The organism is Caballeronia grimmiae (assembly GCF_000698555.1).
Lineage (GTDB): Bacteria > Pseudomonadota > Gammaproteobacteria > Burkholderiales > Burkholderiaceae > Caballeronia > Caballeronia grimmiae.
Window position 1 is genome coordinate 96,374 of sequence record NZ_JFHE01000002.1, and the last position, 19,109, is coordinate 115,482.

General features: G+C 63.4%; 16 protein-coding genes. 11 read left to right on the forward strand and 5 right to left on the reverse strand.

Features of this window, described 5'->3' with window-relative positions:
- Nucleotides 1-3 precede the first annotated feature (3 nt).
- Nucleotides 4-1,026, reverse strand: coding sequence for an ABC transporter substrate-binding protein (locus BG57_RS02735; protein ID WP_035960050.1), 1,023 nt, complete (start codon nucleotides 1,024-1,026; stop codon nucleotides 4-6).
- 163 nt (nucleotides 1,027-1,189) lie between these two features.
- Here BG57_RS02735 and BG57_RS02740 point away from each other — a divergent pair, with 163 nt between their 5' ends.
- The 7 genes from BG57_RS02740 (at nucleotide 1,190) to BG57_RS02770 (ending at nucleotide 9,903) form a co-directional block, all read left to right on the forward strand.
- Nucleotides 1,190-1,867, forward strand: a complete 678-nt coding sequence (locus tag BG57_RS02740) for a response regulator (RefSeq protein WP_035960051.1) — start codon at nucleotides 1,190-1,192, stop codon at nucleotides 1,865-1,867.
- The gene (locus BG57_RS02745) at nucleotides 1,857-3,242 is read left to right on the forward strand and encodes a sensor histidine kinase (RefSeq protein WP_035960052.1); all 1,386 of its coding nucleotides are present in this window, start codon (nucleotides 1,857-1,859) and stop codon (nucleotides 3,240-3,242) included. The genes BG57_RS02740 and BG57_RS02745 overlap by 11 nt, the downstream gene beginning before the upstream one ends.
- Nucleotides 3,243-3,409: 167 nt before the next feature.
- Nucleotides 3,410-3,943: a formaldehyde-activating enzyme gene (gene fae, locus BG57_RS02750; RefSeq protein WP_035960053.1), complete on the forward strand. Its 534-nt coding sequence runs from the start codon at nucleotides 3,410-3,412 to the stop codon at nucleotides 3,941-3,943.
- 122 nt (nucleotides 3,944-4,065) lie between these two features.
- The gene (locus BG57_RS02755) at nucleotides 4,066-4,761 is read left to right on the forward strand and encodes an ABC transporter ATP-binding protein (protein WP_035960054.1); all 696 of its coding nucleotides are present in this window, start codon (nucleotides 4,066-4,068) and stop codon (nucleotides 4,759-4,761) included.
- Nucleotides 4,758-7,319: an FtsX-like permease family protein gene (locus tag BG57_RS02760; protein WP_035960055.1), complete on the forward strand. Its 2,562-nt coding sequence runs from the start codon at nucleotides 4,758-4,760 to the stop codon at nucleotides 7,317-7,319. Before BG57_RS02755 ends, BG57_RS02760 begins: the two co-directional genes overlap by 4 nt.
- Entirely contained in the window at nucleotides 7,319-8,422 is a 1,104-nt protein-coding gene (locus tag BG57_RS02765; protein WP_035960056.1) for a lipocalin-like domain-containing protein, read from the forward strand. Before BG57_RS02760 ends, BG57_RS02765 begins: the two co-directional genes overlap by 1 nt.
- A 266-nt stretch (nucleotides 8,423-8,688) precedes the next feature.
- Nucleotides 8,689-9,903 (forward strand): YeeE/YedE family protein, encoded by a 1,215-nt coding sequence (locus tag BG57_RS02770; protein ID WP_035960058.1) that lies wholly within the window; start codon nucleotides 8,689-8,691, stop codon nucleotides 9,901-9,903.
- Nucleotides 9,904-9,906: 3 nt separating this feature from the next.
- On the opposite strand, the gene bluB is transcribed toward BG57_RS02770, so the two are convergent.
- The gene (gene bluB, locus BG57_RS02775) at nucleotides 9,907-10,551 is read right to left on the reverse strand and encodes a 5,6-dimethylbenzimidazole synthase (protein WP_035960059.1); all 645 of its coding nucleotides are present in this window, start codon (nucleotides 10,549-10,551) and stop codon (nucleotides 9,907-9,909) included.
- Between the two features lie 185 nt (nucleotides 10,552-10,736).
- On the opposite strand from bluB, the gene BG57_RS02780 reads away from it, so the two are divergent.
- Entirely contained in the window at nucleotides 10,737-11,756 is a 1,020-nt protein-coding gene (locus BG57_RS02780) for a polysaccharide deacetylase family protein (protein WP_052005584.1), read from the forward strand.
- Nucleotides 11,757-11,780: 24 nt separating this feature from the next.
- Here the strand turns inward: BG57_RS02780 and BG57_RS02785 are convergent, their stop codons facing one another.
- Entirely contained in the window at nucleotides 11,781-12,854 is a 1,074-nt protein-coding gene (locus BG57_RS02785; protein ID WP_308743648.1) for an MraY family glycosyltransferase, read from the reverse strand.
- 452 nt (nucleotides 12,855-13,306) lie between these two features.
- Nucleotides 13,307-13,861, reverse strand: a complete 555-nt coding sequence (locus BG57_RS02790) for a serine O-acetyltransferase (protein ID WP_035960061.1) — start codon at nucleotides 13,859-13,861, stop codon at nucleotides 13,307-13,309.
- A 119-nt stretch (nucleotides 13,862-13,980) separates the two neighbouring features.
- Here BG57_RS02790 and BG57_RS02795 point away from each other — a divergent pair, with 119 nt between their 5' ends.
- Together BG57_RS02795 and BG57_RS02800 are read left to right on the forward strand one after the other, a co-directional pair.
- Nucleotides 13,981-14,985, forward strand: a complete 1,005-nt coding sequence (locus tag BG57_RS02795; protein WP_035960062.1) for a right-handed parallel beta-helix repeat-containing protein — start codon at nucleotides 13,981-13,983, stop codon at nucleotides 14,983-14,985.
- Nucleotides 14,986-15,073: 88 nt separating this feature from the next.
- Nucleotides 15,074-16,156, forward strand: a complete 1,083-nt coding sequence (locus tag BG57_RS02800) for a hypothetical protein (RefSeq protein WP_152562491.1) — start codon at nucleotides 15,074-15,076, stop codon at nucleotides 16,154-16,156.
- Between the two features lie 56 nt (nucleotides 16,157-16,212).
- Here the strand turns inward: BG57_RS02800 and BG57_RS02805 are convergent, their stop codons facing one another.
- Nucleotides 16,213-17,217, reverse strand: a complete 1,005-nt coding sequence (locus BG57_RS02805) for a GNAT family N-acetyltransferase (protein ID WP_160174701.1) — start codon at nucleotides 17,215-17,217, stop codon at nucleotides 16,213-16,215.
- Nucleotides 17,218-17,692: 475 nt separating this feature from the next.
- Between BG57_RS02805 and BG57_RS02810 the strand changes: the two genes are divergently transcribed.
- Nucleotides 17,693-18,835 carry a GNAT family N-acetyltransferase gene (locus BG57_RS02810; RefSeq protein WP_052005587.1) on the forward strand — a complete coding sequence of 381 codons (1,143 nt, stop codon included), beginning with the start codon at nucleotides 17,693-17,695 and terminating at the stop codon, nucleotides 18,833-18,835.
- Nucleotides 18,836-19,109 lie beyond the last annotated feature (274 nt).

Sequence of the window (19,109 nt, forward strand, 5' to 3'; positions counted from 1 at the left end):
GCCTCACTTCGATGCCGACGCCATCGCCGCGCCCGCCACATATTCGTTGGAATACGTGCGCGCCAGATCGATATGCTTGCCCTTCACTGAAGGATTGAACGCCGACAGCACTTTCAGCACGGTATCCGGGCCATCGGCGGGCATCTTGCCGTCCTTCGTGAACATCGGCAGCGAGGCCTTCAGCGCGCCCACGTAGAGTTCCTTGTTCTTCGCGTAGTAATCCTTCGGCATCTTCTCGGCGATCTGCTCGGCGCTGTGCGTCGCGATGAAGTTCAGCGTCTTGACGAAGGCGCGCGACAGCTTGGCGGCCTCCGCCTTGTGCGATTCGGCCCACGCGCGCTGCACGTAGAAGCTCGACGCCGGGTAAGTGCCGCCGAGCGCGGCGCGCGTGCCTTCGATGGTCCGCATGTCGACCAGCACCTTCGCGTCGCCGGTCTTGAGCAGTTGCGACACCGTCGGCTCCGTCGTCATGCCCGCGTCGATGCGCTCCTGCTTGATCGCCGCGATGAAGCTGTTGTCCGCGCCGACCGGCAGCAGCGTGTATTCCTTCGACGTCACGCCTGCGCGCTGCGCGAGGTACTGCGTGAGAAAGCTCGTCGACGAACCGAGGCCCGTCACGCCGAGCGTCTTGCCTTTGACATCGGCCATGCTCTTGATCGTCGATGATGCCTTGGTCGACACCACTTCCACTTCGCCCGGCACCTGACCGAACACGACGAGCGCCTGCACTTCCTTGCCCTTGCTCTGCAGGTCGATGGTGTGATCGTAAAAGCCGACCACACCTTGCACCGCGCCGGCGAGCAACTCGTTCTCGGCATCGACGCCCGCGGGCTGCGAGAGGATTTCGACATCGAGCCCTTCGTCCTTGAAGTAGCCGAGCTGCTCGGTCAGCTTCGCGGGCAGATAGATGATCTTGGTCGCGCCGCCGACCATGATCGATAACTTTTCCGCGTGGGCGGATACGGAAGCGGCGGCGAGCGCGAAAGCGACACCGGATAAAGCAGCGATCTGGCGCAGAGTACGCATCAGGAGTCTCCTTGAGATGGGCCGTCGTGCGCGGCCCGCTTTTCGAATGTGTGCGGCGATTATAGGAATGCCAAACCTTCTGCCAGCTTTCTGAGCCGATGCCGGAACATGGGTGTTAACCCGATGCATCGCGCATTCGCGAGACGCCCTACAATCGCGCGGCATGAAGCTGCTCCTGATCGAAGACAACCCGACGCTTTCGCTCTGGCTCGCCAAGATGCTGGAACAGGAGGCGTTCGCGCTCGACGCGGTGCAAGACGGCGAAGCGGCCGATCAACTGCTGCGCGCGAATCACTATGACGTCGTCCTGCTCGATCTCAACCTGCCGCGGCTGTCGGGCAAGAACGTCCTGCGCCGCATGCGGCAGCGCGGCGACGCGACACCGGTGATGATCCTCACGGCGAGCGGTTCCATCGACGAAAAAGTCGAACTGCTCGGCGCGGGCGCGGACGATTACCTCGTCAAGCCGTTCGAGGTCCGCGAACTGATCGCACGCGTGAAGGTGATGATCCGCCGGCGCAGCGCCGCGACGGCGAACGAAGTGTCGTGCGGCGATCTGGTCTTCGATATCGACACGCGCCAGTTCGCGCTCAAGGGCGCGCCCCTCAACGTGACGCCGCGTGAGCGCAGCGTGCTCGAAGCGCTGATGCTGCGGCTCGGCAAGACGGTGTCGAAGGCGTCGCTGCTGGACGCGATCTTCACGCACGAGGATCAGCCGAGCGAGGACGCGCTCGAAATCTACGTGTCGCGGCTGCGCAAGAAACTCGATGGCAGTTCCGCCGCGATCGTGACCTTGCGCGGGCTTGGCTATCTGCTTCGAAAGAAGGACGATGACCAATAGCCTGCGCGTTCGCCTTTTGTGGTGGCTGCTCGTGCCGCTCGCGTTGTATGTGTTCGTGTCGGGCAAGGCCGCATACGACAACGCGCGCCACACGGCCGACCTCTTGCAGGAGAACACGCTGCTCGCGTCGGCGCGGATGATCGCGGGCGAAGTGGAGTGGTCGGACGGCATGTTGCGCGTCGACATACCGCCAGCGGCGCTCGAAGTGTTCGCGTCGCCTCATGGCGATCAGGTCTACTACAACGTGAGCGTCGACGATGGCCGCCTGCTCGCGGGCCTGCCGGACTTCCCGTCGAACCGTGCCGCAGCCGAAGCCGCGACGCACGATACCCCCATTTACTACGACGCGGCTTTGCACGGCGCGTCGATCCGCGTGATCGGCTACGTGCGCCGCATGTACGACAACGGATCGATACGTCACGTGCTCGTGTCGGTCGGCAAGACGCAGGCATCGCGCGATGCGATGGTGCGCCAGCTTTGGCGCGGGCAGCTCGTGCGGCAGATCGAGATCGTCTTGCTCGCGGTGGCGCTGGCGTGCATCGGCCTGACCTTCGAACTGCGTCCGCTCCTGAAGATCAAGGACGAGGTGATGGACCGTGATCCGATGCAGCTGGAGCCGCTGCGCGTCGAGCGCCTGCATGCGGAGTTGCGGCCTATCGTCGATGCGATCAACCAGTGCATCGCGCGGCTCGGCGTGCAGGTGGCGGCGCAGCGGCGCTTCATCGCGGATGCGGCGCATCAGTTGCGTACGCCGCTGACCGTGCTTGAGACGCAGGTGCAATATGCGCGGCAGCATCGTGCGCTCGAGCCGTCGCTGACCGAAGCGCTGGCGGCGATGCAGCGCAGCACGCGCTCGATGGTCGGCCTGACCAACAAGCTGCTGCTGCTCGCGCAAGCCGAAGCGGCGGATTACACGCAACTGGCGACGCAGAAGGCGGACCTGTCGGGCATCGCGAAAGAGGTGGTCGAGGATCTCGCGCTGGTTGCCGAGAAGCGCGGCATCGATCTCGGCGCGGAACTGGGCGATGCGGCGTGGATCATCGGTCACGAGGGATTGCTTGCGGCGCTCGTGTTCAACGTGACGGAGAACGCCGTGCGCTATACGCAATCGGGCGGGCACGTGACCGTCGCGGTGGCGCAAGACGGCGAGCGCGTGACGCTCGCCGTCACCGACGACGGGCCGGGCATACCGGCGGAAGCGCGCAGCCGCGTGTTCGAGCCGTTCTATCGCGCATCGGCGGATACCGAGGGCACGGGGCTCGGGCTTGCGATTGCGCGTGAGATCGTGCAGGCGCATCGCGGGGAAATCGCGATTTCGGCAAGCGACCCTTCGGGGAGGGGCTTGGTGGTGGCGGTGCGGTTTGCGGCGGCGTGACCGCCAGCCCGGGCTGTGATCCTTGTTGCTTTACGACAAGCGCAGACTGTCACGCCTGCGGTTCGCTCTGTGGCGCGAAGCGCCCGGCACCGGTTGATGTAGACCCATGGCACCCTCCTTGCATCCCCTCTCCACTTCGCATGACCGACGACCCAAGGAGCCGCCTCATGCCTCAAGACCTCACCTTCCGCGCCGGCGAAGCCACCGTTTTCGCCGCGCCCGGCCAGGCCACCGACGCCATGCCGGAAATCCTGATCGGACGTGTCGACGGCCCCGTCGGTCACGCGTTCGCGAACATGATGGCGCAGTCGAAAGGGCATACCGCGATGTTCGCGATCCGCGCATGCAATCAAATGGTCCGGCCCGCGACGATGATCGTCCCGAAGGTCACGCTGAAGGACATGCCGACCATCGAGCTATTCGGCGGCGTGGTTCAGTCGGCCACCGCCGATGCCGTCGTCGATTGCCTGATCGAAGGCATCCTGCCGAAGGAGCACGCCAACGAGCTGTGCATCATCAGCCTCGTGTGGATCGATCCGCGCTGCGTGACCGACGCCAATCTCGACAAGAAGGACATGTATCGCACCAACTACGAAGCGACGAAGCTCGCCATCCAGCGCGCGATGAACAACGAGCCGAGCGTGGAGACGCTGATCGCGAACCGCCACAGCATCAAGCACGATATGGACGACTGGAGCTGATTGAAACGGCATCCTCACTAAAAGCGCGCTGCGGCGCTTCAACGGGCGCAAGGCACGTTCACATCCGACGAAACACCTAGGCATAATAGGCAACACCCGAGAACACCGGAACGCGCCTGCCTATGACCCGCCCAGCACTGGAATGCCGCCGCCTTCATAAAACTTTCGGTTCTGGCAGAACCATTCTCGCGGGACTGGACTTCACGCTCGGATCGAGCGAATTCATCGCGATCATGGGCGACTCGGGCGTCGGCAAGTCCACGCTGCTGAATCTCATCGCGGGACTCGACGCGCCGGACAGCGGCGAAATCCTCATCGACGGCGTATCCATCTCCGCGCTGAGCGACGAAGCCGCCACCCGCACACGCCGCGAAAAGCTCGGCTTCGTGTTCCAGGCGTTCCACGTGCTGCCGCATCTGACGCTCGTGCAGAACGTCGCGGTGCCGCTCCTGCTCAATGGCATGCCTATCGCGCCGGCGCACGGCATGCTCGCAGCAGTCGGCCTCTTCAATCGTCAGGACGATCTCCCGCGCCAGCTTTCGGGCGGCGAACTGCAGCGCGTGGCTATCGCGCGGGCGCTGGTGCATCGGCCGCGCCTGATCCTCGCCGATGAACCCACCGGCAATCTCGATCCGCAAACCGCGCACGAAATTCTCGGCTTGCTGCGAACGGAAACGCGCGCGACTGGCGCCGCCGCGATCATGGTCACGCACTCGGAAGCGGCGGCGGCCTTCGCCGACCGCGTGCTGGTTCTCGCCGACGGCGCCCTGCACGAAGCGGCATCGCTTTCGGCGTTCAACGAAGCGCGTGCACGATGACGGCGCGCCCGGCCGCTCATCGCCTGCTGTCCCGCTGGCTGCTCGGCGCGCAATGGCGCAGTCATCGCGGACGCGCGCTCGTCGCCATTCTCACGATCGCCCTGGGCGTCGGGCTCGGCTATGCGGTGCAGCTCATCAACAGCGCCGCGTTCAATGAATTCTCCGCCGCCGCCCGCAGTCTTTCCGGTCAGGCGGACTTGCAGGTGCGCGGCGTGCAGCCGTACATCGACGAACGTCTTTACCCGATACTCGCGATGCGTCCCGGCGTCGCGATGGCGAGTCCCGTGCTCGAAGTCGATGTCGCCGTGCCGAAGCAGAGCGCGCCGCTGAAAGTTCTCGGCATCGACGTGTTCCGCGCGAAACGCATCGCCCCCGATCTGACCGGCGTGCCGTCGCCGCAAGCGCCGCTCGACGTCTTATCGGACGATGCGATCTTTCTTTCGACCGCCGCGCAGCAATGGCTGCATACCGGCGTGGGCTTGCAGGTCGATCTGCAAAGCGGCACGTCGCCGGTGCCGCTGCGCGTGGCGGGCGGCGTCGTGCGGGCGTTGCCGGGGCAGCGCATCGGCGTGATGGACATCGCCGCCGTGCAGTCGCGCTTCGGCATGCAGGGCCGGCTGACGCGCATCGATCTGCAACTGGCGCGCGGCGTCGATCGCGAAGCGTTTCAGCGCGCGTTGCAGGACGAACTCGGCGCGCGCATCGTCGTCGGGCAGACGCGGGATATCGAAAGCCGCACCGACAGACTGTCGCGGGCGTATCGCATCAACATGAACGTGCTGGCGCTCGTCGCGTTGTTCACGGGCGCGTTCCTCGTCTTTTCGACGCAGGCCGCGGGCGTGGTGCGACGCCGCGCTCAATTCGCGATGCTGCGCGTGCTCGGCATGACGCGCGGCCATCTGGTGCGGCAGATCATGACGGAAGGCGCGTTGCTGGGCGTCGCCGGCGCTGTGCTCGGCATCGCGCTGGGGTTCACGGTCGCGGGCATCGCGCTGCGTTTTTTCGGCAGCGATCTGGGCGGTGGATACTTCCCCGGCGTCCAGCCGCGCGTTCACTTCGAGCCGGTCTCGACAGCGGTTTTCCTCGCGCTCGGCATCGGCGTGGCGCTCGCCGGCACGCTCGTTCCGGCGCTCGAAGCGGCTCGCGCACGGCCCGCGCCGGCGTTGAAGGCGGGCAGCGAGGAAGCCGCGCTCTCGCCGCTGTCGACGCCATGGCCCGCGCTGTTCTGCCTCGCGCTCGGCGCGGCGCTGACGCAGGCGCCACCCATCGACGATGCGCCCTTCGCCGGCTATGCGGCTGTCGCGCTGTTGCTGATCGGCGGAATCGCGCTGATGCCGCGCCTGACCGCCATCGTCTTCGGCGCGGCGAGCATCACGCATGGATGGCTGCGCGCGAAGCGCAAGCGCAGCGCGGTCGCGACGCTCGCGCTCGCGCGGCTCGCGAACGCGCCGGGGCAGGCGTCGATTGCAATGGGCGGCGTGCTGTCGAGCTTCACGCTGATCGTCGCGATGGCGATCATGGTGGCGAGCTTTCGCGTGTCGGTCGTGGACTGGCTGGAGCATCTCCTTTCCGCCGATGTCTACGCGCGCGTGGTGTCGAGCGGCGACACGGGCGGCCTCACGCCGGACCAGCAGGCGCAGATCGCGGCGACCAACGGCGTCGCGCATGCAGCGTTCTCGCGCGCATCGCAGGTCACGCTCGATGCATCGAAGCCGCCGGTCGCGCTGATCGCCCGCGAGATCAACGAGTCCGATCCCGGCGCGATGCTTCAGATGACCGGCGCGACGCTGCCGCCCGAATCGTGGCGCACCGATGAAACGCCGGTCTGGGCGTCCGAGGCGATGGCGGACCTGTACGGCTACCGCACCGGGCAACGGCTGACGCTGCCGGTCGGCGGCGCGAGCGAGCGCTTCGTCGTCGCGGGCATCTGGCGCGACTATGTGCGGCAGACCGGGGCGCTGCAGATTCGCCTCGCGGACTATCGGCGGCTGACCGGCGACATGGGCGCGACCGATGCGGGCATCACCTTGCGCAAGGGCGCGTCGGCGGGGCAGGTCATCGCGGCGCTGCAGAAGCTCCCGTTCGGCGATGCGCTCGAGTTCTCGCAGCCCGGCGACATCCGCGCGCGCACGCTGACCATTTTCGATCGCAGCTTTGCGGTCACATATCTGCTGGAGGCGGTGGCGATCGTCATCGGCCTGTTCGGCGTGGCCGCGACGTTCTCGGTGCAGACGCTCGCGCGCTCGCGGGAGTTCGGCATGCTGCGGCATGTCGGCGTCACGAAAAAGCAGATTCTCGCGCTGCTCGCCTCGGAAGGCGGCCTGCTCACGGTGCTCGGCATCGCGGTGGGCTGCGTGCTCGGCTTCGCGATCAGCCTGATTCTCGTGTTCGTCGTGAATCCGCAATCCTTTCATTGGACGATGTCGCTGCACGTGCCATGGACGATGCTGCTCATCATCGGCTGCGTGATGCTGGTGTCCTCGTGTACGACGGCGGTGCTGGCCGGGCGGCGCGCGGTATCAGTCGATGCGGTTCGCGCCGTGCGGGAGGACTGGTGATGCGCGCTTTATCGACGATGCTGATCGCGCTCCTTTCGACTGCCGCGCTCGCCGCCGAGCCGCAGTTCGCGGCGGTCGTGCCGGGGCGGGCGATCGACTGGCCGCAGGACAGCGGCGCGCATCCGCCGTATCGCACGGAATGGTGGTACGCGACCGGCTGGCTGGAGACGCCGGACCACAAGCCGCTCGGTTTTCAGATTACGTTCTTTCGGTCCAGCACCGGAAAGGGCGGCGGCGAGGGCGCGTTCGATCCGTCGCAGCTGATCGTCGCGCACGCGGCGCTGTCCGATCCGGCGTATGGACGGCTCGTGCACGACCAGCACATCGCGCGGCAGGGCTTCGGGCTGGCCTATTCTAACGCGGGCAATACCGATGTGAAGCTCGATGCGTGGCGCATGGTTCGCGATCCGGATGGCCGCTATGCCGTCGACGCCGATGCCGATGCCGCCGGTTTCGCGCTGCATCTCGTCTTTACGCCGACGCAGCCGCCGATGATCCAGGGTGAGGGCGGCTATTCACGCAAGGGTCCGCAGCCGCAGCAGGCGAGCTATTACTACAGCGAGCCGCAATTGCAGGTGAGCGGCCGGGTGACGCGGCCGTCGTCGTCGGGAAAGGGCGAGACCGTCGACGTGAAGGGCAGTGCGTGGCTCGATCACGAGTGGTCGAGCACGCTGCTTTCGGCGGACGCATCGGGCTGGGACTGGCTCGGCGCGAATCTGGACGATGGCGCCGCGCTAATGGCCTTCAAGGTCCGCTCCCGCGACGGCCGGGCGGTCTGGTCGCACGCTGCGCTGCGTGGCAGCGATGGCCGCACGACGCAATACGGCCCCGGCGATGTCGAGTTCACGCCGGAGCGCCAGTGGCGATCGCCGCGCACGAACACGGAGTATCCGGTGGCGATGACGGTGCGCGTCGGCGGAATGCGCTGGCGTCTGGCTCCGCTGATCGACGATCAGGAGCTGGATTCGCGCGAATCGACGGGCGCGGTGTATTGGGAGGGCGCGGTGACGGTGACGGGCGAAGCGCAGAGCGCCGGGCGGCGGGGGAGAGGGTATCTCGAGCTGACGGGGTATGCGAAGGCGGTGGAAGGGGGGAAGCGGTAAGTCAACGCCGGCTGCCCGGCTTCGGACAGGCAATGATCCCTTTCTGATTCAATCCCGCTTTGTTCTCCCTTGCCCGGCGTGAGCGCAAAAGCGCAAGTTGCGATGGGCGGCATGAGCGAAGGTCTCATTGACGGTGCCGCAACCGGCTAAATGCTCGCCCGCGGAACACGCAATGCTTCGAGAAAGGCACTTCACCCCGTGCGCCAGTGCGCCTCGCCCAAAACCCGCACAATACCGGGTTAACCCTCTACAAAACCCAGAAAGTCATGTCCGACCTAACCAGTCCTCTTCCTCGCCGCAGCGACATCAATCCGACGCCGCTCGGCATTGCGGCAATGCTGATCGTCGCGGGCGCGTGGTACCTCGCGCAAACCGCCAGCGCACGCCAGGCCGCGCTTTACGTCGTCGGCGCACTGCTCGGCATCGTGCTTTACCACGCGGCGTTCGGCTTCACTTCCGCGTGGCGCGTCTTCATCGCCGATGGCCGCGGCGCCGGTCTTCGCGCGCAAATGGTGATGCTCGCTGTCGGCGTCGCGCTGTTCTTCCCCGCGCTCGCCGCAGGCGCGCTGTTCGGCATGCCGGTGACCGGGCTCGTGTCGCCCGCGGGCACGTCGGTGATCGTCGGCGCGTTCATCTTCGGCATCGGGATGCAACTGGGCGGCGGCTGCGCCTCTGGCACGCTCTACACCGTCGGCGGCGGCAGCACGCGCATGATCGTGACGCTCCTCGCGTTCATCGCCGGATCGGTGATCGCGACCGCGCACATGCCGTTCTGGACCGCACTCCCTTCGCTTCCACCGATATCGCTCGTCAAGTCGATGGGTCTCGCGCCCGCGCTCGCCTTCAACTGGATTCTGTTCGCATTGATCGCGGCATTGACCGTGTTCATCGAGAAGCGCCGGCACGGAAAGCTCGTCGCGGCGCACGTTCAGCCCGCGCATACGTCGCCGTGGCTGCATGGGCCGTGGCCGTTGCTGGCAGGCGCGCTCGCGCTCGCTGTGCTCAACTTCGCGACGCTCGCGTTGTCCGGACGGCCGTGGGGCGTCACGTCGGCGTTCGCGTTGTGGGGCGCAAAGGCGGCTTCCGCGATGGGCGTCGACGTCGCAAGCTGGCCCTACTGGATGAGCAAGGCCAACGCCGCGACGCTCGCCGCGCCCATCTCGCATGACGTGACCTCGGTGATGGACATCGGCATCGTGCTCGGCGCGATGCTCGCCGCCGCGCTCGCCGGACGCTATGCGCCGATCTGGCGCGTGCCGATGCGCTCGCTGATCGCCGCCGTCGTCGGCGGCCTGCTGCTCGGTTATGGCGCGCGGCTCGCCTATGGCTGCAACATCGGCGCGTATTTCAGCGGCATCGTGTCGGGCAGCCTGCACGGCTGGCTGTGGCTCGTGGCCGCGTTCTTCGGCAACGTGCTCGGCACGCGGCTGCGTCCGATGTTCGGACTGGAAGTCGAGCGGCTCAAACCCACGTCCTGCTGATTTTCACTTGCGCGGCCACCGGTTCTCGAAGACGCATTCCTCCGGCGGCCGCCGCTTCGCCCAGCCCTCCGTTTCGAGCATCGGCGCGTCGTAAAAGCGGTCGACGTGGCCAATGCACAGGATCGCCACAGGCCGCGCCCCTGCCGGCATCCCGAGCAATTCGGCGATCTCTCGCGGATCGAACAGCGACACCCATCCCATGCCGATACCCTCGGCGCGCGCCGCGAGCCACATGTTCTGAATCGCGCAGGCCACCGACGCAAGGTCCATCTCCGGCAACGTGCGGCGGCCGAACACGTGGTGTTCGCGGCCATCCATCAGCGCCATCACGAGCAATTCCGCGCATTCGCGCATGCCTTCCACCTTCAGTTGCATGAACGCATCGCGGCGCTCGCCGAGCGCGTCGGCGGTGAGAAGCCGCTCGCGTTCCACCGCTGCATGCAGCTGCGCGCGAACCTGCGCGCACGTGATGCGCACGATCCGCCACGGCTGCATGAAGCCGACGCTCGGCGCGTGCAATGCGGCATCGATGAGCCGCTGCATGATCTGCGGCGCGACGGGATCGCTCACGAAGTGGCGCATGTCGCGTCGTTGCGCGATCGCGCGGTAGACGGCGTTTCGTTCTGATTCGCTGAAAGTCTGGTTCATTCGTCGATTGGCATGCATGCGCGGTAGCGAAACTGTATCTGCATCGAGCAATCGTGCACAGCCGTGACACGCGCAAAGTTGCGCGACGGTGCGGTACGCCACCATCGGCGCCGGGAAAATAGGCGAGCATGTCCGATGCCGTTCGGCACGCTCGCCGTCCGCATCCTCATCGACCAGGCAGGCACATGACATTCGATCACGGCGTATTCACCGTCTCGCTCGACTTCGAACTGCTGTGGGGCGTGCGCGAGACGCGGACCATCGAAAGCTACGGCGAAAATCTGCGCGGCGGTCGGCGCGCGATTCCGCAGATGTTGAGCGTCTTCGGCAACAGCGGCATCCATGCGACGTGGGCGACCGTCGGCTTCATGTTTCACCGCGATACCGCCGAACTCAAAGCGAGCCTGCCGGCAGCGCGTCCGCACTACAAGCGGCCTGGAATATCGCCGTATGAATATATCGATGCCGCGCATGAACTCGATCCGCTCTATCACTTCGCGCCCGAACTGATTGCACGTATCGCCGCGCAGCCGGGGCAGGCCATCGGCACGCACACGTACTCACACTATTACTGTCTGGAAGAAGGGCAGGGCGTACGCGAGTTCGAAGAGGACATCGCCTGTGCGGTGGACGTGGCGCGGCGCTCGGGCGTGGACATCACGAGCATCGTGTTTCCGCGCAATCAATGCAACGATGCGTATCTCGCCGTGCTGATGAAGCATGGCATTCTTTGCTATCGCGGCACGCAAGGCGGACACGCCTATGCAGCCTCCGACAAGGCAGGACAGAGCCGCGCCAGGCGCGCGAGCCGCCTGCTCGATGCCTATGTCAACGTGTCAGGCCACAATACGCACGCGCTCGAAGACTGCTTTCGCTCGATGCCGTTCAACTTTCCGGCGAGCAGCTTTCTGAGGCCCTTCAAGCGCAAGGCCGCGATGCTGGACACGCTGCGCCTGAACCGGATAAAAGATGCGATGACGCACGCTGCGATCCACAAGCGGCTCTATCACCTGTGGTGGCATCCGCATAACTTCGGGCGCGACATGGCGGCGAATATCGCGTTCCTGCAGCGTATCGCGGATCACTACGTCGTCCTTCGCGAGCGATACGGCTTCGTTTCGCTGAACATGGAAGAACTGTGCGCGCTCGGCGAGCGTCTTCACGCGGATGGACGTGCGTCCAGCGCGCTCGAAACCGCCGTGTGATGCGGGCGGTGCCGAGTCTGGATATCAGCGGCGCGTCTCGTGCGACGTGGCCGGCGTGATCGAAGAATGGCCGAGCAGGAAGCGCGGCGTCTTGAAGCGCACGATGCACGCATAGAACCACACGTACGCGCCGACGAACACGATGTCCGTTGCGAACAGCACGACCGGCTGATTCCAGAAGAGCGACGCAGGCACGACGCCCACGGAGCACAGCGCCCACAGATACGGCGATGTGCGCGCGTTGCGCCGGCCCCGTTGACGGGCATCGCGATAATCGGCCCCGCGCAGCGCGATGCGCCGATAGATCAGCGTATGAAGATGCACGCCATCCGGTTCGCTGACGGGCCGCCCGCGAACGAACTTGCGCCGGTAGATCGAAAAGATCGTCTCGAACAGCGGGTAGATGGCCACCACGGCCGCGTACCACGCCGATACATTTGGATGCCGTGCGATCAGCAGCACGAGCAGCTCCGCCATGAGAAAGCCGATGAAGTACGCGCCGCCGTCGCCGAGAAAGATCGCCGCGCCGGGGTAGTTCCATACCGCGAAGCCGAGGATGGTGCCGATCATCGTCAAGGCGACGCTCATGATGAGCCAGTCGCCGACCTGATGCGCGACGAAGCCGATCGATCCGAAGATGAGAATCGCCGACACCGACGCGAGCCCGTTCATGCCGTCGATGAGATTGATCGCATTGGTCAGGCCCGACACCGTGAGCACGGTCAGGCCGATGGCGACCGGCATGAGCGCGAGCCCGCGATCGACGATAGGCAGATCGACGCGGCCGAGCACCGCGTTGAGTGCATAGACCGCGCAGATCGCGCCGGCCATCGCGGCGAGCAGCCGGATGCGCGGACTCACGCGCTTCGTCACGTCTTCGACGCTTCCGGCAAGAAACGGTATCGCCGCACAGCCGAGCAGCAGCAGCGACTCCCCCGGCGGGTTCGCGTCGAACATGCCGCCTACGATGAACGTGATTCCAGTTCCGCCCACGATGGCCACGCCTCCGACGCGCGGAACAGGGACGGTGTGCATCTTCTGTACGCCCTTCAAGTCGGAATCGAGCCAGCGAGAACCGGCGCGAGTCGTGTATTTCACGATCCAAAGAGTCAGACAAAACGATGTCAGGCAACCGAGGGCGAGATTCAGCATTGTCGTGTGCTCATGGTCAACAGCGCGGACGGTTGATCGGATCGCGAAGTAAGAGCCTACTCCGATGTGGCAGGCCGGTGCGCCGGCCCACGAGTCTTGCAATGAAGCTACTGCATCAGGCGATATTCCGGATATGCAATCGGCGAAACGAGTGATAACCCTTTTTATTCCCGCGTTTTTTATGATTAATCAGGGATATCCCGCTAAGCGAATCATGTTGGGAGTCCGAATATCATCTCTCGACACGCCTTTTTAATGGCACGTTTTTTTGTTGGTGAAATGTTGGCTAGGCCGCGTATCAGTCAACAATTGGCCGCTCTCAAAAGCCTTCTTTTGTGCTTTGGAGGCATGGCAGACGCAGCGTATGTCGATATGATGACGGCGACTTTACGCGGCGCTCACGCAATCCATCGGCGAAGCACGTACCTACCCGCGCGATTGCGCGCGAGGTCATCGCTCAGCACGCGCGCAGGCACGCCCGCAACGGTGACGTTGGCCGGTACATTCGTGGTCACGACACTCCCGGCGCCGATGGTCACTGAATCGCCAATCACGACGTCTTCGACGATGCATACATGCGGCCCGATATACACGTTATCCCCAATGGTCGCGGCCTGACCATGATTCGAGCCGATGGTCACGCATTGCGAGAGATTGCAGTTCGCGCCAATTACGGCTGTTTCGTTCACCACGATATTTCCGAAGTGCCCGATAAAGAGCCCCGGCCCCACGATTGTGCCGGCCGGAATGACGATTCCGAACTGACGCTGCTTGCGGCGCAGGATAATTCTCAGGAGTACGCCAAGTATCCCGCGCGGTCTCGACGACGCCAGACGGAACCACACCGAATAGTTGAATCCTTCGGAGGATATGAACTTCCGAACGAGCGTGCCCGTATCGGCTGCCCCGGCATAGCGGTAAAGATCGCTTCTGATCAGATCGATCGCTTTCATCGGTAACCTAACGAAGGTGCGGTGCGCGGTAGCGTAACGGGCTGTTCATCGCGTATAAGTTTGAGAACTCACATTTCATTCGATGTCTTCCAACGACGCAAAGAGGAGTTCGCCGCGTCATGCGAAAAAGAAGGCTTGCGCTAAAACTCATTGCATCCGGCGCGCTGGTGAAAACCCTTGCCGAAACGCCCGTTCTTGCAGCGGATATCGTGAGGTCGAGCGCGTTCGGCGTAAAGGGAGACGGAACCACCAACGACCGCATGCGCCTTCAGGCCGCTATCGACGCATCCGTCGACAAGACGCTCGTCATCGATGGCCGTTGCCGCATCGACGCCAAGGGCCTCGATTTGCGCAGCGGATCGCGCGTGCGCTTCGAGCCGGGCGCGTCGATCAAGTTGCTCGCGCACAATACGCCCTTTTACCAGATCATTCGCATCTGGGACGTGACCAACGTGGTCCTGGAGAACGCTGCGCTGGATGGCAGCAAGGAACTGAACGCCGCAACGCCGAAGCGTCGCGACGAAGGCTACGGAATGGGCATCTCCATCGCGGGCAGCACGAACGTAACGGTTCGGTCGGCGGTCACCACCGCCTGCTGGGGCGACGGCGTCTACATCGCGAACAGTTATCGCTCGCCGCACGTGCCGCCCGAAGACATTCGCCTGATCGAGCATCGCGCGAGCGATTGCAGGCGGCAGGGCGTGTCGATCATCAGCGGCAGGAACATCACGCTCGAGCGGTGCACGTGGCAGAACATCGCGGGGACGGCGCCTTCGGCGGGGCTCGACATCGAACCGAATTCCAATCGTGACGTGCTCGAGAATATTCGCGTCGTCGATCCGGTCACGCGCAATTGCAAGATCGGCATTCTGGTCTTTCTTGCGGAGATCCCGGGGCCGCTCGCGAAGCACGTCGATATAACGATCAGCGGTCATCGCGACGAAGGATCGAGTGACAATGCTTTCAGCGTATCCGGCCTCGATACGAAAGGCTTCGTCGTGAAAGGGCGCGTGGAAAGCCGTTCGCCGACGTGGATCGATTCGCGGCTCGCGTCCGTGGAAAACGTCGACTACGACAAGCGCGGGCCAACTATCGTCGTGACGGGATTGCGGCTGATTCGTTAGAGCTTTAGAGATGCTGTGGGACAGCGCACAGACTGCGCGCGCGCATGACAGCACGCTGTTCGACGCCACTAGACGCGAGGATTCTCCGATGAGAGCAAGAGCGATGCAGGGCCGAAGCGCGTCAAACTGGCGTGCCGTGCATCGTGCGCAGCATTTTCTCGCGACGCCGGGCGGCTGGCTGTTCGTCACCCTCGCGGTCGTCATTCTGGTCATCATGGCGACGACGCCGCGCCATGTATCGAGCGTGCTCGACCAGGACAATTACCTCGAGTACTTTCGAAGAACGACCTGGGACTGGTTCGTCAGCACCTACAAGGCGCGCACGTCGACGCTTTCATTCGTCATCAGCACGGTCACCGAGGAATTCGGCTGGCGCGCGTGGGTGGTCGGGCTCAATGCGCTGGGATTCACGCCTGAAACGGGCGTTCGTATCACGGTCGTCATGCTCAATGCGCTCGTGTTTATCGCGCTGCTCGAAGTAAGGCGGCCGCTGCTCGGCCTCGTCCTTTGGGCCGTGGTGCCGATGGCGCTCGCGACGGTCGGCACCTTCCAGATTCGTCAGGGCATGGCGTTCGGCATCGCGATGCTCTTTACGCTGCGTTATCACCGCCCGGTCACCGGATGGGTGCTCGCGTGCTTCATTCACACGACCTTCGCGATACCGGCGCTGCTTCTGCTGACCATACGGCTATGCGGCGATCGCAGGCGGCTCGCCTTCGGCAGCGCGAGCGCGATGGCTTTCATGCTGGTGTCGTCGGCGGGTTTCCTGTTCAAGAACTTCGGCGGAAGGCGAATCGAGGAATACTCGGGATATCAGAACGATTTCACGATCAAGCTCGTCGTGCTGCTCGTCATCTACATGACGGCTTCGATCGTGTTTCTATATTCGGAATGGAAGAACCGCCCGGATGCGAAATCGACCGTCTGGACCGAGCTATGCACCATGCATATCGTTCTGGTGCTTTATTTGTTGCTCGCGTTTTTGCTCTTTCCGTTCGGCAAGGGGCGCGTATGGTATTGCATCCCGTTGATGATGACTTTCATCGTGCCGCAGATTCGTTTCAGGAACGCATTCTCGATATGGTGGGTAGTAGGGATAATGCTGGTGCTGTCCGCTGAAGTGATCAAGAGCTATTACGAAGGCGTGTACGCGTACTTCATCGGCAGTTAGAACGAATCGCGCGATTTGTCATCGACGGCATCGAGCCGCCGATGACGAACGCGATATCAGGTCTTTTCGAGCGGCGCTTTGCGCAGGCGTTTCGCGCCGGTCTTGCTTGCCATCTTCTCGCCGCGAAGCACGGTGCGCAGCGCGCCGTAATCCGCGCGCATGCGTTCGATCTCGTAGCGCGTCACGAGCCGTCCGCCGAAACCCGACAGAAAGTCGAGTATCGTCGCAGTCGAGATGCCGTCCAGGTCGAAGATCAGATTCTTCTCGCGCGCAATGCGCGCCGCTTCCCAGATCAGCAGACTGATTGCGCCGCCGTGTGCGTCCGCGCGGCGCGACGACAGCATGTAATACACCGCACGGTCGTCCCAGACCAGCGCGGTTTCCGCGACGAGCAGGCCGTTGTCGTCGAATGCGCCGAGCATCACACCGGCATTGCGCGTTCGCACTTCGCCGAGCACGCGCCGCATGATCGTCGAGCCGTAGACGTTGTTGCGTTTGCGAATGGCGAGGTTGCTGTCGTAGAAGTCGACGAAACTATCGGGGCTCGCAATCTCCCGTATCGTGAGGCGTTCGGTGGCACGCCGCACCCAGTTGCGCGTATTGCGGCGAAGCGCGGACCACGCTTCGCTTTCGGTGCGTTCGGGGGGAATCTCCATCGTGTAGCCGATGGAGACATCGTAGCCATGCAACGAAAATGCAATGGCCTCCGCTTCCGACATGCGCGTGTCCATCAATTGATGAAAGTGCGCGCACGGCGGCAACTTCGAGACGAGTTGATCCGCGATCTCCATGCGATAACACCACTCGCGATCACTGCCGCCTGCACGTTGCGGTTTGATGACGGGGCCGAGCGTGCGCGTCAGCGGCGGCAATTCGGAAATGCGCCACAAGCCTTTGCGTTCGAGCATATAGGGCATTTCACCAATGACGTCATCGCCCTGTTTGACTTCGACAACGCCCCATTTTCCGTCTGTCGCTGCTTCGAGCCACCACGGTTCATGGAAGATGGATCGCGCGGTCAGACCTTGCGGCTTGATATTACCCGCCGGGACGGTCTTCACGCTCTCCTTCGCTTTATTCGGTTTCGCTTTCGTCGGCTTTGGCTTCGTTGCAACAGTGGAAGTGCTGACTGAATAGCATTCGTTGTCCATTGTCCCTCGCAACTCGGTTCATGATGCAGTTCGCCACGCGTTTAAATCTGCGAAAGGCTTTGAGACGCAAGCGTTCCTACGCAGTCGACAGCGCTCGGATGCTGGTGAATCGGGTGACGAAGCGTTGTCGACGTTGTATGTCAGAAGAGGCAATGCATAAGTTCGACGATGTCAAGCACGGTCGTCGCGCGACTTATTACAAGCGATTACCGCAGGGTAATGGACCACTCGCGCGCACCACTGTACGGCATCGCACGTTGCGCCGGTTGCTTTGCGATGCAAGATGCGCAAGCACAGGACAGCCAATAGATTGCTTGCCATGCGCGTTTCGGGACACTGTTCGAGGCGCAGACATCGTAACCCATGCATTGCTGCAGAGACATTCATGATTGCACCAGCCTACCGTATCGACATCATCAAAACGACAGAGGAATTCCATGCGCTCGCCGAGGAATGGCAGGCGCTATGGCGTCGCGCCGGCGGACGGCATCACGAATCGTTCGTGACGTGCTGGCTAAGCTGGGAGCGCGTGGCGAAGCCGATCGGACGTTCGCTGCGCATCGTCGCGGTTCGTCGCGATGATCGGCTCATTGCAGTGTGGCCGCTCGTTCGTTCGCGCAACCGGCTGTGGACCGTGCTTCGGCCGTTGAGCCCGGAATCGGCGGACTATACGACCGTGCTGATCGACCCCGAACATGTATCAGTTGAACTGATTGAATCGATATGGCGTGCGGCGCTGGAGCGGTGTCCGTCCGATATCTTCCTGCTTCCGTATCTCGATCACGACGACACCCTGTTCCGCCTCGCCACCAGCCATCCGGGATTGATGACGTCGAAGGCGCATCCCTATGCGATCGCCCGCTTGTCGCGTGAGAAGGACTGGGAGAGTTTCGCGGCGTCGCTCGGCACGCTGTCGGGAAAGAAGCCGGGCGCATTACTCAGGCGTCTGGAACGGCAGGGCAAGGTCGAGATGCGGATACTCGGCCCCGACGACGAAGAAGAGAACGCACGCATGATCGACTGGATGCTCGCGTGCAAGCGCAGCTGGGCCGAGCGCGTGGACAAGAAGGGCGCATGGCTCTACTCGCAGGCGTTCCGCGATTATCTCGTCGCGCTGGCCAACCATCCCGCCGATAGCGACGGCAGGCCGTACGCCCGCGTCATGGTGCTGATGCTCGACGGCGCACCGGTCGCGGCGAACATGGTTGGCCTCGGCAGAAGCATCATGCTCGGCGTGATGGCGGGATTCGACCGGGATCACAGCAAGCTCGCGCCGGGAGCGATCACGATCGAAGCGTGGGTGCGCTGGGCGGTGGAAAACGGCATGGACTTCGATCTCGGCGTCGGGTCGGAGACATTCAAACCTTACTGGAGCAAGGGGAATATGTCGGCGGCGTCCAGCATTCAGATTGCGCAGTCGTCATGGGGACGCGTGGCATTCGCCGTCAACGACGGGATTAGCAAGCTCGCGGCGCTTCGCGCTGAAATGCGACGCGGTAAAGCGAAAGTCGCGTCGGAAAAACTCTGAAGAGCGATTTTCGGGGAATAGAGCAATCAAAACAGATTTGAGTCAATAAATCATAAGAATATAAACGGCAAGATATTCACTTTTCTTCATACTAGAAACCCGTGGTTCGGTAGCAACGACAGGTTTTTTTATCTCTAACCGCGATTTATTTTTAATCGTCGGATCAATAGGGCAGCGTTTTCCCCAATCCCACGTCTGGCGGGGGATTGCGCGAACGTACGTACCCGCCATTTCGACCTGTCCCCAATCGATTGTTACATCGCGTTACGAAACG

Bases quoted from the DNA above. Each gene is read 5' to 3' on its own strand.
- BG57_RS02740 (WP_035960051.1), top strand. From the start codon at position 1,190: ATGAAGCTGCTCCTGATCGAAGACAACCCGACGCTTTCGCTCTGGCTC.
- BG57_RS02810 (WP_052005587.1), top strand. From the start codon at position 17,693: ATGATTGCACCAGCCTACCGTATCGACATCATCAAAACGACAGAGGAA.
- BG57_RS02760 (WP_035960055.1), top strand. From the start codon at position 4,758: ATGACGGCGCGCCCGGCCGCTCATCGCCTGCTGTCCCGCTGGCTGCTC.
- BG57_RS02735 (WP_035960050.1), bottom strand. From the start codon at position 1,026: ATGCGTACTCTGCGCCAGATCGCTGCTTTATCCGGTGTCGCTTTCGCG.
- BG57_RS02790 (WP_035960061.1), bottom strand. From the start codon at position 13,861: ATGAAAGCGATCGATCTGATCAGAAGCGATCTTTACCGCTATGCCGGG.
- BG57_RS02795 (WP_035960062.1), top strand. From the start codon at position 13,981: ATGCGAAAAAGAAGGCTTGCGCTAAAACTCATTGCATCCGGCGCGCTG.
- bluB (WP_035960059.1), bottom strand. From the start codon at position 10,551: ATGAACCAGACTTTCAGCGAATCAGAACGAAACGCCGTCTACCGCGCG.
- BG57_RS02770 (WP_035960058.1), top strand. From the start codon at position 8,689: ATGTCCGACCTAACCAGTCCTCTTCCTCGCCGCAGCGACATCAATCCG.
- BG57_RS02745 (WP_035960052.1), top strand. From the start codon at position 1,857: ATGACCAATAGCCTGCGCGTTCGCCTTTTGTGGTGGCTGCTCGTGCCG.
- BG57_RS02765 (WP_035960056.1), top strand. From the start codon at position 7,319: ATGCGCGCTTTATCGACGATGCTGATCGCGCTCCTTTCGACTGCCGCG.
- BG57_RS02755 (WP_035960054.1), top strand. From the start codon at position 4,066: ATGACCCGCCCAGCACTGGAATGCCGCCGCCTTCATAAAACTTTCGGT.
- fae (WP_035960053.1), top strand. From the start codon at position 3,410: ATGCCTCAAGACCTCACCTTCCGCGCCGGCGAAGCCACCGTTTTCGCC.
- BG57_RS02800 (WP_152562491.1), top strand. From the start codon at position 15,074: ATGAGAGCAAGAGCGATGCAGGGCCGAAGCGCGTCAAACTGGCGTGCC.
- BG57_RS02780 (WP_052005584.1), top strand. From the start codon at position 10,737: ATGACATTCGATCACGGCGTATTCACCGTCTCGCTCGACTTCGAACTG.